Origin of the sequence: Marisediminicola senii (assembly GCF_011057645.1) — a bacterium.
GTDB classification, from domain to species: domain Bacteria; phylum Actinomycetota; class Actinomycetes; order Actinomycetales; family Microbacteriaceae; genus Marisediminicola; species Marisediminicola senii.
The window spans coordinates 27,204-41,597 of the sequence record NZ_JAALGE010000025.1 but is presented as its reverse complement, the minus strand read 5'-3'; the positions used below and the strand labels follow the sequence as shown (position 1 = coordinate 41,597).

Genomic DNA, 14,394 nt, shown 5'->3' with positions numbered 1-14,394 from the left:
GTCATCGTGATGATGCCTTTCGAGTGGGATGTGAGAGTTTCCTCGAAGGATCACGCGGTGGCCGCCTTCATGTCCATCAGTACGACGAACCCGGCAACCGCGCTACACCACTATGCGGGACGCAACTGATCCTTCGAGAGGAGCTCCGCACTGGTCGGGCGCGTCTGGTGGGCTGGCGTGATGACCCTCTCGACCAGAGACTATTGCTCGGTCAAGTCCGAAAAGATCGGGTGTATGTCGTTCCGGGCGTCGCTTTTGGGTCTCTCCTTCACTGTATGACGTGAGCGGTGTCTCCTCTCGTTCGGTAGCGGAGGCGCTGGATGTCACAGGGGTTCCGCTCGTGGTCCGTGACGGGAAACGCTCGGTGCCGAGACGGGTCATGGGCAACATGATGCGCGTGTGGGATCTGCCAGCCGAGTATCTATTGGCGGGGCTCTCGTAGCTCTTCGGGCCTCAACAGCTCGGCGCTATACAATCGTGAATAGGAGGTGAGGTGCACATGACGAACATCCACACAGCACCCGCGTTGGATTGGCGGAGCGAACTCGCTCGAGCGCGCACGCACCGAGACCACGGCAGCGAGGAGTTCCTCACGGCCGTTGCTCGGATTGCTGAGTCCATCCCCCAGACCGAGATCGCAGTGCAGCTCCAGGCGTCCCAGCCCCAGGTATCTCGGTGGGCGGCGAAGGGCCGCTCGCTCCTCGAACTCGTCGACGGCGGCAAGCTCGGGCGGTCTCCGTACCACGTAGCCGAGCGGTACTCCCGTGGTGAGATCACTCGCGACCAGGTCATCGACGCCCTCGCGCATTGGGAGTATGTGGCGGGTGAAACGACGACTCGGGGCCTCGACGATGATCTCCTGAATTACGTGTCTGGTTCGTTTGATGACGTAGAGGCGGCATTGCTTGACGAGTTGATTGACGGTGAGATTTACGCCGCTGCGCTCAACGGCTTGAAGGCTCAGCTCATGGCGGCTCGTCAGACCAGCGGTGGGTAGCAGCGGCGATCAGGTTGACGACTGGCGCGCGGTTCTGCGGGATCTCACGAGCGCGAACGGTGCCGTCAACGCTCTGAGACCCCCGATCGACTGATTAGTTGGCTTGGTGGGTGAGGGCGTATTCAGTGACGGCGTGACGGATCAGGGCACTTCGGGTGCGGCCCTCGTGCTTGGCGAGCTCGGTGACGATGGTGTCGAGGTTTGAGGGGGCGCGAACCTTCCAGGTCACGTTCTCGTCGCCCTCCGCTGCGAGCCGGGGCCTTCCCAAAGCGATGTGTCTCGCCTCGTCGATCGTGTCGGCGCCGGTTGCAGTGAGCAGTGCGTTCCGGCCGGCGTTCGCGGCGTCCGCGCCGTGCAGCGCGGTTCCCTCGACGGGGGCGAGCTTGCCCGCCTCCGCCTGCTTGGAGAGGTTGCTCCAGTCGTAGTTGTCGGTCATGGCGGTTTCCCTTCTAGGTGATCAAGTGGCGGTGCAGGTCGGAGAGCGGCATGGCGTGGAAGATCACGAACTCCGATCCGCGCGCGGCGGCGATGACCTCGATGTAGCGATCGGTCTGCGCGTGGGGGTGTCCCACCCAGACGCGGGTCGTCCAGCCTGGGCGCCCGTCTACCTTTTCCGAGCCGGTGGCGTGCTCCAGAGCCCAAAGGATGTCGTTGCGAGGCACGTCATGCTTCGCTGCTGTCTCAGTCCAGATCACGCCCACAAGAAAAGAGTACCACAAAAAGAGGGTTACAAAAAGAGGGGTTACAAAATGCGCGTGGGCGATTTTGTTGTCTTGCTAGATGGGAAGGCTCTGCGCGATCGCGATGAGCGCGCCTCCGATGAAGGTACGGGCCGAAAGCGATGTGGGTGTTGTGCCCCTCACGTCGCGGAGCGATACTTGCGTGGCGAGATCACTCGCGACCAAATCATTGATGCGCTGACGCACTGGACTTACGTGCCCGCCGAGACCAGGACTCAGGACTTCACGACGACGCGCTGGACTACGTCGAGGGTTCCTTCGACGATGTCCTGGCGGCGTTTGACGACGGGCTAATTGACGAGGGCATCTATGCGCTGGCTCTGACAGCTCGCGATGCTCAGACGCTCTCGTTTCAGCGCTAGCCGAGCGTCCGCTACCTCCGGTTCCAGCCGTTCGGCTCGTTCTCCGTGGTCAGCCAGGGCTCAGTTCCCTCGAGGTCAGCCAATTCGTCGACGTCAGATCTTGGTAGCCCGATCACGTTCGATTCCGCGTCGGAGTAGTGATCCGGCTCGTCCGTGTCATCGCGCCGTGCGCTGCGTACGCTGTCGAGGTAATCCTCGAATGCCGTGCGCGCGATCTCCTCGAGCGATATTCCAAGTTCGGCTGCGAGGTCGAGTGCCTCTTGCCGGGTAGCTGCGGGGATCTCGAAGCTGATGGGGGAACATGGTTCACAGTATCTGCGGACATTGACGGCCGGCCAGGTGTTCGATTTCTGCGTTAGGCGTCTCCACTCGCGGTTTCTATTGTGTAGGAATGAAGCCCGTGAGCATCACCGCCAAGGAGGAAGCTCGTCTGGTCGAGTGGATGGTGGAGCAGCTGTCTTCTGTCGGGCATGTTCAAGCCGACGTCGACTCGTTGAGCGTCCCAGTCGCGACGTTCCGGAAGGTTGCGCGTGCTGCTGGGCGTGAACTGCAGCGTCCCGTGCGCACCTGGTCTGCGGTGCACCTGGTGGGTGCGGGTTTGCAGGATTGGCCAGCGAACAAGGCGGAGGAGGAGACCCAAATGCGGCTCCTGCGGGCCGGGACCGAGAGCGTGCCTCCTCCGTGCTGGGAGGCTTTGGCTGGCCGACCCTCCGACAATGTAGGGGCTTCAAGCCCCGCGCGCCCGCACTCAGTCTCCAGCTCGAGCAGGCTCGATTTGGATCGCGAACCATGACGGTCGAGTGTCAGCAGCCGGCGAGCTGTCCCTATGACACTCTCCGGGTTTCGATGTATGCGGCTACTGCGTCGCGAACGATGTCCGACTCGGCGCGGTGCTCCCGCTCGGCTAGCGCGGTCACGTCGTCTTTGAGAGCTTGAGTTACTCGCGCGCGTATTACCGGAGATTGTCCGGCTGGAGCTCCCACCCGCGGGCGTCCGACGGAGATTCTAGCGGCTTCTTGCACAGTGCTCGCGTCAGTCGCCTGGATCAGGAGGCGCTGGATCTCGTGGTGCGCCACCTCATCACCGCGGCGTATGGTTCCGGCCTTTACAGCCAGCTCCCCGCGCTCAGCGCGATCGGCCAGCGCGTCGTGTTTCGCGCTCATATCTAATCTCCTTTGGACAGTAGGTGACGGAATGCGTCGGTGAGGGGCATGACGTCAAAGATGATGATCGTCCGTGGAGCGCGGTGCGCTGCGATGACTTCGAGGTAGCGCTCGGTCTGCCCGTGCGGGTGCCCGACGTAGACGATTGTCGTCTCGCCCGGCTCCCCCTCGACCTCTGCTGAGACCTGGAAGTGCATCATCACGTAGAGTGCGTCTTCGCGTGGCACATCGTGCTTGTCAGCGCTGCGCGTCCACTCGACTCCCATATTTAAAGTGTAGCACAAAATGCGGCTACATAGTGTGTAAGCCTCTGAAATCCACCAGTCGGGTCGAGCTAGCTGTAGTTCCCGGGGAGGTTGTGGACGCGTTCGATGGGTGTTTTGCCTTTGATGCCGGTGTGGGGTCTGTGGTGGTTGTAGTGGTGGATCCAGTTCGCGTAGGTCGCAGCTCTCGCTTCGTCGCTGGGGTAGGTCGCGGCGTAGGCCCATTCCTCGGCGAGGGTGCGGTTGAAGCGTTCGACCTTCCCGTTGGTCTGCGGCCGGTAGGGGCGCGTGAACTTGTGGGCGATGCCGTCGCCTAGGGCGGCGGTGAACGCTGCCGACCGGTAGCAGGAGCCGTTGTCGGTGATGACTCGTTTGACGGTGATGCCGTGGGCCTGGAAAAAGGCATTCGCCCGGACCCAGAACGCGCTGGCGGTCTCCTTCTTCTCGTCGACGAGGATCTCGGAGTACGCGAGCCTGGAATGGTCGTCGACAGCATGGTGCAGGAACGAGTAGCCGCGGCCTTGCTTTTTGTTGTTGCGATTCCCGATCGTGCGGCCGAGCATCCGGTGGCCACCACCATCGGGGATGCGGCCCTGCTTCTTGATATCGACGTGGACCAGGTCGCCTGGGGTCGGATGCTCGTAACGGACCGGTTTCCGTCGCCTCACCGGCAACCCGGTGGCCTGGTCGAGATATGACAATCGCGGCATCCGGTAGCGGGCCAGCACCTGCTCGACTGTGGAACGGGCCACGTGGAGGTGATAGCCGATCCGGTGGGGCCCCCACCGGCGGGTGAACCGCAAAGCGATGATGCGGTGCTCCAACCGGCGACTGGTGCGGTTCGGCGATCGGTGCGGGCGGGAGGACAGATCAGTCATCGGCAGGCCGGCACGATGCCGGACACCCACCGCGCCGCCGTCGCGGGCGACACCTGGAACCGCTCCGCGGCACGCCGAAGCGACCAACCTTCAACAGTTATCAACAGGACAAGCCGTCGACGCCCCTCCGGCGTCAAGGGCGCGTTAGCGTGAGTCACGAAGACCTCCGGTTCAGCAGTGTGAGTGTGGTAACCCACATCCTGGCCGGGGGTCTTCGCTATGTCACCCGTTCACAACCTCCCGAGGAACTACAGCTAGCGCATGACATTGATCGAGGATTGTGTGTTGTATGGGGCACCGATTTTTTACCGAGTAGACAACCTTGTCGGGAAATCTTGATCCATTTACAACGTTGTGCGAGTCTGGCTTTTTACGACGTTGTAAGAACGCGCGTGATTTTCATGGGTGACCTTTCGGGAGGATGCAATGATGCAGTCAAAAACACGGTCCAGACGAGCGGGAGCGCTTGCCTTAGCGGCTTTTACAGCCGCGGCTCTGCTGGGCTCGGGGCTATCGGCGGGGCCGGCTTTCGCTGTGACGACAGGAAACGGGTCGCTGGTGTACGCACCACCGAACGGGTCCTCGTTTAACGACGAGGGAGGCGACGCCACTGGAACTGCCTATGCGAAGATCGTGTCGTTGAAGTACAACGGCTCCTCCAATGGGCAGCTGATCTCGTCTTTCGACGATGCGCGGCTGATCCGTGACGTCAACCCGAGCACCAACCCGACGACAGACACGCAAGCTTGCCTCGCCAATCCTTCGCTCGCGTGCCATCAGGAGTGGCCGATCTTCCGAAGCACCAACAACGGAACGAGTTGGCAGAAGGTCTCATCGATCAACCCGGGTCTCCAATTTCCGGGAACGCCCGGTCAAGAGTCGAGCACTCAGCTTGACCGCACAGCGCAGCCGTACATTTACGAGCTTCCGCAGGCAACAGGTGGCCTCGCTGCGGGGACCCTTCTGTTCACCGGCCAGATCCGGCCGGCAGATCGTTATGCACCTAACTCGATCACCAAGCTGGTCGTTTACAAGAGCACTAACCAGGGAACGTCCTGGTCCTATGTCAGCACCATTGATACCGGCGGTGCGGCCATCTACGATCCCTCGTCGACGTCGACAACGACGACCGTATGGGAGCCGACCCTCATCATCGATGGCCAGGGCGGGCTGACGGCGTACTTCTCTGATGAGCGGCAGAAGGCGAACGGCGTCTTGCAGGCGGTGTCGTACCGGCGGTCGACGAACGGCGGACTCACGTGGGGCGCGCTCAGTAACGTTTCGGCGCCCAATGACAATACGCACCGCCCGGGCATGATCACGGTGGACAAGCTTCCTGATGGCACCTACATCGCAACATATGAGGTCGTGAATGCTGTTGGGTACGCGTTCTCGAACGCGTCACCGGTGTTCTTCAAGAAGTCGGTCGACGGTTTGAACTGGGGCACGACGACCAGCCTGGGAACGCCGGTCGAGCTTGCGAACGGCCGCGGCATCGGGTCCTCCCCGACGCTGAAGTGGGTGCCCACCGGTGGACCCAAGGGCATGGTGGTCGTGGCGTCAAAGTGGGGTCTGGATGCCGCGGGTAACCTCGATGGCGGTCAGAACTTCTTCGTCAACTACAACCTTGGTGTCGGCCCCTGGGAGCGTCTCCCGTTCGCCGTAACGTTTGCCGGGACCCAGTCGATCACCGGGTTCGCTCAGGGTATCGACTACAGCGCCGACGGCCGCACGCTGTATCAGGCGGTGAATGTCGAGAACTATCGACCCAACCCGAACAATCCGAGCCAGACGTACCTTTACAACGACATCCGAGTCGGCACGATCCCACTGAACGCGATTTCCTACGAGGCCGAGAAAGCCGCCCTGGCGAACGTCAGTCTGGTGCAGCAGGGTGACGCGTCTAATGGTTCGAAAGTCGGCAACATCAATTTCGCGAATAGTACGGTGACGTTCACGGTCAAGGCTCCGACGGCGGGCAGCTATACCGTGAACGTTCGCTACGCGAACGGGACTGGTGCCACGAGCAGCCACGCTGTTTCTGTGAATGGCGGCACCTCGACCTCGGTCAGCTATCCGAGAACGGCCGATTGGGGTCGATTCCTTTGGGCTCAGACCACTGTGAATTTGAACGCGGGTAACAACACGATCCGCTTCGGATACCAGGGGACGTTCGCGGAGATCGACCAGATCCAGGTGTACCAGTCGACCGTAACTCCGCCGGCGGAGTTTCAGGTGGTGAACCGCAACAGCGGCAAGCTCCTCGAGGTGTTCGGTGCAGCTACGACCGACGGAGCACCGGTGGGCCAGTACGGACCGACGAACAACCCGACGCAGATCTGGAAGATCGAGAACGTGTCGTCCAATACGCATCGGCTAATCAACAAGAACAGCCTGAAGCTGCTCGAGATTCCCGGGGCGGCGACCGGCGACGGTGTCGATGCAGTGCAGTTCGGCCCAACCGGGAATGCCACGCAGGTCTGGCGTCTCGCGCCCAACACGGCCGGGTACTGGACTATGACGAATACGAACAGCAACAAGCTGCTCGAGATCGACACCTGCTCAACTGCTGACGGGGCGGTGGCTCAGCAGTTCGGACCGACCGGGGCGGCGTGCCAGCAGTGGCGACTCGTCAAGGAAGGCATCCAGTAGGAAGCATTTATGGGCCCGGGCGGTGCGGCAAGCGTGAGCTTGACCGTACCGCCCGGGCCTTTTTGTTCGGGAGTCGCTTACGCGTTTGGCGCGACCGTCAGAGTGATGACGGTCCATGAAACGGGCGGGAGTTCGATGTTGATTTGCTCCCCGTTGAACGTGAGCGACCCGTTCGATGCCATACCCACTCGGTACGGGTCGGCCATGGTGTTGCTGGCGTAGGCATCGTCATCGGAGAGGGTTTGCGCCGTTGCCTCCGAAACTTGCCCGAGCGAAACTGTGTCGAAATTCATTTGTACGGGGCCGGACACGGATCGGTTGACGACGAAGATTGTGGTTTGCCCTGACTCCTTGTCATGGGTGGTGACCGCGTCGAGAACAGGCACGGTCCCGTAGGTCTTCGTGGCGTAGTCGTCGCACTGCAGCTGGGTCTGTACGACGTCACCCTTTGCGAGGGCTGAGGTCAGCGCGAACGGGAAGAAGGTTGTTTGGCGCCAGGCGATCCCGCCGGGCTCGGTCATGATGGGGGCGATGACGTTCACGAGCTGAGCGAGTGAGGCGCTCGTGACACGGTCCGCTCTTCTGAGAAGGGAGATGAGCAGGTTACCGACGACGACCGCATCGGCCACGGTGTAGGTGTCTTCGAGTAGCCGTGGTGCGGTCGGCCAGTTATCCGCGCCGGTGATTTTGTCCACCTGCTCGAATCGGTCGTTGTACCAGACGTTCCATTCGTCGAAGGAGATGTTGACGGTGTGGTTGCTGCCTTTGACTGCTTTGACGTGGTCGATGGTGGAGACGACCTGCTCGATGAACGCGTCCATGTCGACTGCTGAGGCTAGGAAGCTGCCGAGGTCGCCGTTTCTTTCCTCGTAGTAGGCGTGGCAAGAGATGTAATCGACGTCGTCATAGGCGTGAGTCAGTACGACGCGTTCCCACTCGCCGAAGGTGGGCATGTGTCGGCTCGATGATCCGCACACCACCAGTTCGAGCGACGGGTCGAATGCTCGCATCGCTTTAGCGGTCTGGGAGGCGAGCTTGCCGTAGTCGTCTGCGGAGCGGTGTCCAAGCTGCCATGGCCCGTCCATTTCGTTGCCGAGACACCACATGCGCACGTTGAAGGGTGAAGTGCGCCCGTTCTCGGCCCGCTTTTTGGCAAGCGCGGTTCCCGTGGTCAGGTTCGTGTATTCGAGCAGTTGTAATGCTTCGAGAGTGCCTCGGGTGCCGAGGTTCACTGCGAGCATCAGCTCGTTGCCGGTCGTCTCGAGCCAGTCCGAGAACTCGTGCAACCCGACCTCATTCGATTCCGTGGAATGCCAGGCGAGATCGAGTCGCGCCGGTCGTTCAGCCTGAGGGCCGACGCTGTCCTCCCATTGGAACCCGGATACGAAGTTGCCGCCGGGATAGCGGATGGCGCTCACTCCGAGCTCCCGCACAAGCTCCTGGACGTCTGTACGGAAGCCGCGGGCGTCGGCAGTTGGATGTGTCGGTTCGTAGATGCCGTCGTAGACGGCGCGCCCGAGGTGCTCAATGAAGGAGCCGAACAGTCGGCGGTTGATCTTCCCGATGGGGTTTGCGGTGTCGAAGGTCAGTCGTGCGGTGGCCATGTGCGCCTTTCGTGGGTCATCTGTGCTGGGTCGCGTACCGCGAGCGTGCTATTCACCGGTGGATGGTGGCTTCTATTTGAGCCCGGTGCTGGCGACGCTTTCGATGAATCGCCGCTGCACGAGAAGGAACATGATCGCCAGGGGGACGACCGCGATCAGGGAGCCGGCCATCATCACGCCGTAGGGGATGATCCCGCTGGGGCCGGTCAGGAGCGTCAGCCCGGAGGTGATGGTGCCCATCTCTTGCTCCGTGGTGAATACGAGTGGCCAAAGTAGGTCGTTCCAGTTGTTCACGAACGTGTAGATGCCCAGTGTGATGAGCGCTGGGATAGCGTTCGGCAGCACAATGCTGCGGAAGATCCGCACCTCGGAGGCGCCATCGATCCGCGCCGCGTTGTCGAGGTCGCGGGGTAGCGAGAGGAAGAACTGACGGAGGAAGAAGATGCCGAACGCGTCAGCTGCCCTCGGGATGATGAGACCCCAGAAGGTGTTGATCCACCCGAAATCCGCCACTAGTTGGTAGATGGGGATGAGGGTCGCCTGGAAGGGAATCATCAGGCTTGCGACGATGATCAGCAGCAGGACGCGGTTGCCCTTGAAGTCGACGCGGGCGAGCACGTAGGCGGCCAGCGAGTCGAAGACGAGAGCGCACAGCGTTACACCGCCGGCGAAGACGAAGCTGTTCACGATCAGCCGGGCGAAGGGTAACTCGGTGAAGATGCGGGTGAAGTTGTCGAGCGTCCATTGGCTGGGCACCAGGGATGGCGGAAATGCATTGACTTCAGCCACCGGCTTGAAGGCCGTGAACAGGATGATCAGAATCGGAAGCAGCACCAGTAAGGCGATGACGAGCATTCCTGCGAAGAAGACCCAGCGGATGAGTGCATCGCGGCTTGATCGGCGACGGCGGGCGTTGACGAGAGTCATCAGCTGGCCTGCTTTTCGCCGCGGCCGGTGAAGAAGAACTGGATGAGACTGAGGATCAGGGTTGCGATGAGGAGTATGTAGGACAGGGCTGAGGCGAATCCGAGCTCGAGGTCTTGGAAGCCGGACTGGTAGATCTGCATCACTACCGTCTGTGTGCTCTGGTACGGACCACCACTGGTCAGCACGTAGATCTGGTCGAATGCTTGGAGGGCGGCGATTGTCGCGATGATGAGAACGAAGCCGGTGGTGTTGCTAATCAGCGGGAGCGTCACGTTCTTGAATCGGGACCACGGCCCGGCCCCGTCCATACTTGCCGCTTCGTACAGGCTCGCGGGAACGTCTTGCAGGCCCGCGAGGAAGACGATCATGTAGAAGGAGAAGTTCTTCCACACGGCCACCAGCACCACGGTGGGCATGGCGAGCACTGGGTCCTGTAGGACGTTGCCGAGTCTGATCCCGAAGCCCTGCAGCCAGTAGTTGAGAAGCCCGACTTGAGGGTCGAGGAGGTACTGCCAGGCGAATGCGGCGACGGCGAGGGAGACGATGAATGGGAGAAACAGCCAGGTGCGCAACACTCCGCGGAACGGCAGCTTCGGACTGTTCAGGGCCGTCGCTAATGCCAATGCGACGCCGACGGCGACTGGTGTGAACATCACCGAGTAGAGCACGGTGTTGCCCATCGCTCGGACGATCTGTGGGTCGGTGAAAACGTTCAGGTAGTTCTCGAAGCCGACGTATTGCTCGAGCCCGAACCCGCTCGCGTCGGTGAATGAGAGGCGCAGCGCGGACAGCATCGGCCAGAAGACGAAGAGTCCCAGGATGGTGAGGGCCGGCAGAAGGAAGCCGAGGATGGTGAGCCGACGTTTCGCTTGCCCGCGTAATGGTCCCCGTCCTCCGAGCTGTGGGGCTGGTCGGTAAGTGCGGCGATCCCGCAGGGTCGTGGAGGTCATCGCTACTGTCCGCTCGTTCAATTTCTTACAACGTTGTAAGAGAAAGATATGGAAGACAGCACGGACTAGTCAAACCGGGGTCATCCCGGCTCGGTCACATTGCTCGGCGTCGTCTTGACAATTTAGAGCTCGCCACAGACCATATAATTCGTAGTTCTTACAACGTTGTACTAAAGCGATGACGAGGACGTCTTGTCCTCCCCGCGACAGAGCAGTCGAAAGTGGAAGGTCCCGAACCATGAAGAAAGCAGCAATCGGAGCGACGGTCGCATTCTGCGCCGTGCTCGCAGTGTCCGGATGTTCGTCGGCCAGCCCCGAGGCCGGCGGAAAGGTCGAATTGGCCTTCTGGCATGGCTACAGCGAGGCAGACGGTGACGTTCTGAACGACCTCGTCGGCGAGTTCAACGCATCGCAGGATGAGATCGAGATCACGCCCTCTGTCAAGCCGTGGGCGACCCTGCTTGACACGGCGCTCCCGGCGCTGAGCTCGGGGAACGGCCCAGAGCTTGTGGCGCTGCCGCCGGAGAACATTCCTGTCTTCGCGTCGAAGGGGGCATTGCAGCCACTCGATAGCTGGTATGACAGCGCCGATAGCGGCTCATCGACACTCAACGAGCAGGCTGTCGAGACCGGGGCCGTCGATGGGGAGCGCTTCGGGGTGCCGCTGAGCTTCACCCCGTTGACGATGTTTTACAACAAGGCGATGTTCGACGCAGCGGGTGTTGCCGTGCCGACCACGTGGGACGAGTGGGTCGCAGCTGCGAAGACGCTCACCGTTGACGACAACGGTGATGGCACCCCTGAGCAGTACGGGTTGGCGCTGCAGGACAACGTCACTGTCGGAAACGGTGTGTGGCCTTCCCTGTTTAAGAGCGGCGGCGGCGATGTTGTCACCGGTGACGGCGACGTCGTGATCGACTCCGAGGAGAACGTCGCGACTCTTTCGTACTGGGCTGACGCGATGCAGTCCGGCGCTTTCTCGCCGACAGGCATTTCCGGCGCCGACGCCGACGGTCTCTTCAGCGCCGGCAAAGTCGCCATGACCCTCGGCGGTCCGTGGATGGCCACCGTCTCGAAGGAAGCCGGGATCGATTACGGCATCGCTGCGCTTCCCGCAGGTCCCGCTGGGGTGAAAGCATCCGCCCTGGCGGTCGATATGAGCGTCACCACACAGGCCACTGAGGAAGAGAAAGCCGCAGCGGAAACCTTCTTCACCTGGTTCTACCAGAACGACAACATGGTCACCTGGTCCCTCGCCTCCGGATGGCCGCCGCTCACCTCGGACGTCACCCCGGACGAGGTTGCTGAGAACCCGGTCGTCGCCGCCCTCACCGAACAGTCGCCTGACGGCGTCGCCCTCCTGCCCGGAGTGATTGCGACCACCGATGTGCTGACCGCTCTCGACACTGCCACGCAGAAAGCCCTTGCCGGCGGAGACCCCGCAGAGCTTCTCGCCGCCGCGCAAGACGAGATGACCGCTGCCCTCGATTCCTGATCTATCGACTACCGACTGGAGAAGTCAGCACAAATGAAGTGGTTCGATGAAAGTGTCCTCCGTTTCGCTATAGGGGTGGAGGACACTTTCATCCCACAAACCCGGCCAGGAGAGCGGGCGCTGGACGAATACGACCTCATGCAGCACTACCGGTTCTGGAAAGAGGACCTTACGTACTGCGCCGAAGTCGGCAGCGAGATGGTCAGGTGGGGTATCCCTTGGTACCGCATCAACCCCGAACAGGGGAAGTGGGATTGGGACTGGCTCGACCGTGTCATCGACACGTTCGATGACCTACAGCTCGACCTCGTTGCTGACCTTGTGCACTATGGCACGCCGCTCTGGGTGAAGGACGAGTTCGTCAATCCGGACTATCCGCAGCGAGTTGCCGAATACGCTGCGGCGGTGGCTGATCGATACCGGGGGCGCATCAAGCACTACACGCCGCTGAACGAGCCCCTGCTCAACATCATGTACTGCGGGGAGTTCGGGCAATGGCCCCCGTACCGCACCGGCGACCGCGGCTTCGTCGACGTGCTTCGTGGTGTGTCTCGCGGCATCGTCACAGCCCAGACTGCCATCGAGGAGACGGATGCTCATGCCGACTTCATGCACGTGGAAGCATCATTCCGGTTCGCCGGCGACTTCGACGCCCACCGTGAGACGCACGAGCACCTGAAGCACCGCAACTACTTGGTGCAAGACCTGGTCATGGGTCTCGTGGGGCAGGACCATGCGCTCGTCCCCTACCTCGAGCGCCACGGTTTTTCCGATAACGACCTGGAGTGGGCACGGACGAATACGGCGCAACCAGATGTTGTCGGCGTCAATTACTACCCGCAGCACTCGACCGAGATCTTCGAGAACGGTGTCACTCACAGCGGCGGGCCAACGGACCTTCGCCCTCGGTTCGACGCAGGCACCGACGGGATGAAGGACGTTCTCACCTCCTTCGCCGAGCGCTATAAGAAGCCGGTTTTCCTCACCGAAACGAGCTATACGGGTACGGAAGAGCAACGGATTGACTGGATGAACCGGTCTCTTGCAGCTGTGCACGAACTCCGGAGTTCGGGAGTCAATGTGCTCGGTTACACATGGTGGTGCATCACCGACATGATGGAGTGGTCCTACCGCCCGGGCACCGGACGTCCGATGGACTACCTACTCAAGATGGGACTCTGGTCACTCGAGGAAGATGACGCGGGAGTTCTACAGCGCGTGAAAACTCCGGTTGCAGATAACTTCTTGCGTCACGCGGTGATCGCTCGGCAGCCCGCCAGCTAGCTGGCCCGACGCTAAATCCGCCGGGCAGTTGCGGAGACGTCGCTAGTCGACTCCCGCGCGACGACTTTGAAGTCGACCAAGATCTCCTGCGGATCGGCCCGGCTTCCACTCTCTTCATCGATTCGACGGATGAGCAGATCAACGGCGATAGCGGCGATTTGGCCTCGGCCAGCGTCCACCGACGAGAGGCTAGGCATGGCGTACTGGGATTCCTCAATGTCGTCGAAGCCAATTACGGCAATTTCTGGCACCCGGGCGCCCTTCTCCTGGAGCGCGCGCATCGCGCCGAGTGTCAGCGCATCGTTTAGGCCGAAGACCGCGTCAAACTCGACTCCGCTGGCGATCAAGGCTCGCATCGACTCTGCACCGTTGGACCGGTGCCAAAGCGTTGTGTAACTGACCAGGGCGGGGTCGAAGGGAATTCCCGCTGTTTCAAGCGCCTGGCGGTACCCCTGCAAGCGAAGAGCTGCAGACCCGACCACCTCTTCGAGATGGGCACCAATGACCGCGATTCGCCTGCGTCCACCCTGGATCAAGAACTCGGTCGCCGCGCGGGCAGCTTCGACATTGCGCATCGTGACGTGGTCAACCTGACTGCCGAAGATCCGCTCCCCGAGAAGTACAAGGGGATAATCCAGAGGGAGCAGGTGGGCGTCCTCCTGACTCATTCCGAGAGGGCTGAAGATAAGGCCGTCAGTCAACTGCATCCGTGGGCTGGAAAGTACTGCAAGCTCACGATTGCGGTCACCGCCCGACTTCTCGAGCAGCACGAAAAGTCCGTGCCTTTCGGCCTCCGCAATGACATCGTCCGCGAGCTCCGCAAAATAGCTCAAGCTCAGCTCCGGGAGCAGCAATCCAATCACCCCGGTACGCCCCGACCGTAGATTTCGTGCGGTGATGTTGGGCCGGTAGCCGAGCTCGTCGATGGCGAGCTGCACTCGCTCACGCGTTCCAGGCTTCACATACCGATAATCGTTGACGACATTGGACACGGTCTTAGTCGATACACCAGCCAGGCGCGCAACGTCATGAAGTGTGGCTGACAAAATGCTCCCTGCTACGAAGATGTTCGCTTGAGA

The 14,394-nt window shown here is 61.4% G+C and carries 11 protein-coding genes and 1 pseudogene; 4 read left to right on the top strand and 8 right to left on the bottom strand.

Going from position 1 to position 14,394, the window contains the following annotated elements:
* Positions 1 to 499: 499 nt before the first annotated feature.
* Positions 500 to 997 (top strand): hypothetical protein, encoded by a 498-nt coding sequence (locus G5S38_RS09400; protein WP_165067732.1) that lies wholly within the window; start codon positions 500 to 502, stop codon positions 995 to 997.
* 94 nt (positions 998 to 1,091) lie between these two features.
* Here the strand turns inward: G5S38_RS09400 and G5S38_RS09395 are convergent, their stop codons facing one another.
* The 4 genes and pseudogenes from G5S38_RS09395 to G5S38_RS09380 all read right to left on the bottom strand — a co-directional run bounded on the left by G5S38_RS09395 (position 1,092) and on the right by G5S38_RS09380 (position 4,561).
* Entirely contained in the window at positions 1,092 to 1,433 is a 342-nt protein-coding gene (locus G5S38_RS09395; RefSeq protein ID WP_165067729.1) for a ribbon-helix-helix domain-containing protein, read from the bottom strand.
* 13 nt (positions 1,434 to 1,446) lie between these two features.
* A complete protein-coding gene (locus G5S38_RS09390) occupies positions 1,447 to 1,659 on the bottom strand; it encodes a hypothetical protein (protein ID WP_201276642.1) in 213 nt (70 codons plus the stop codon).
* A gap of 1,605 nt (positions 1,660 to 3,264) precedes the next feature.
* On the bottom strand, positions 3,265 to 3,528 hold the full coding sequence (locus tag G5S38_RS09385; protein WP_201276641.1) for a hypothetical protein: 264 nt from the start codon (positions 3,526 to 3,528) through the stop codon (positions 3,265 to 3,267).
* Between the two features lie 68 nt (positions 3,529 to 3,596).
* A pseudogene (locus G5S38_RS09380) lies at positions 3,597 to 4,561 on the bottom strand (IS481 family transposase).
* A gap of 376 nt (positions 4,562 to 4,937) precedes the next feature.
* On the opposite strand from G5S38_RS09380, the gene G5S38_RS09375 reads away from it, so the two are divergent.
* Positions 4,938 to 7,055: an RICIN domain-containing protein gene (locus G5S38_RS09375; protein ID WP_235928989.1), complete on the top strand. Its 2,118-nt coding sequence runs from the start codon at positions 4,938 to 4,940 to the stop codon at positions 7,053 to 7,055.
* A gap of 77 nt (positions 7,056 to 7,132) precedes the next feature.
* Here the strand turns inward: G5S38_RS09375 and arfA are convergent, their stop codons facing one another.
* The 3 genes from arfA to G5S38_RS09360 all read right to left on the bottom strand — a co-directional run bounded on the left by arfA (position 7,133) and on the right by G5S38_RS09360 (position 10,536).
* Entirely contained in the window at positions 7,133 to 8,659 is a 1,527-nt protein-coding gene (gene arfA, locus G5S38_RS09370) for an arabinosylfuranosidase ArfA (protein ID WP_165067724.1), read from the bottom strand.
* A 72-nt stretch (positions 8,660 to 8,731) separates the two neighbouring features.
* The gene (locus tag G5S38_RS09365; protein ID WP_165067721.1) at positions 8,732 to 9,586 is read right to left on the bottom strand and encodes a carbohydrate ABC transporter permease; all 855 of its coding nucleotides are present in this window, start codon (positions 9,584 to 9,586) and stop codon (positions 8,732 to 8,734) included.
* Positions 9,586 to 10,536: a carbohydrate ABC transporter permease gene (locus G5S38_RS09360; RefSeq protein ID WP_165067718.1), complete on the bottom strand. Its 951-nt coding sequence runs from the start codon at positions 10,534 to 10,536 to the stop codon at positions 9,586 to 9,588. Before G5S38_RS09360 ends, G5S38_RS09365 begins: the two co-directional genes overlap by 1 nt.
* Positions 10,537 to 10,774: 238 nt before the next feature.
* On the opposite strand from G5S38_RS09360, the gene G5S38_RS09355 reads away from it, so the two are divergent.
* Together G5S38_RS09355 and G5S38_RS09350 are read left to right on the top strand one after the other, a co-directional pair.
* Positions 10,775 to 12,031, top strand: a complete 1,257-nt coding sequence (locus G5S38_RS09355) for an extracellular solute-binding protein (protein ID WP_165067716.1) — start codon at positions 10,775 to 10,777, stop codon at positions 12,029 to 12,031.
* 75 nt (positions 12,032 to 12,106) lie between these two features.
* Positions 12,107 to 13,315: a family 1 glycosylhydrolase gene (locus tag G5S38_RS09350; RefSeq protein ID WP_235928988.1), complete on the top strand. Its 1,209-nt coding sequence runs from the start codon at positions 12,107 to 12,109 to the stop codon at positions 13,313 to 13,315.
* A gap of 11 nt (positions 13,316 to 13,326) precedes the next feature.
* Here the strand turns inward: G5S38_RS09350 and G5S38_RS09345 are convergent, their stop codons facing one another.
* Positions 13,327 to 14,361, bottom strand: a complete 1,035-nt coding sequence (locus G5S38_RS09345) for a LacI family DNA-binding transcriptional regulator (protein ID WP_165067711.1) — start codon at positions 14,359 to 14,361, stop codon at positions 13,327 to 13,329.
* Positions 14,362 to 14,394 lie beyond the last annotated feature (33 nt).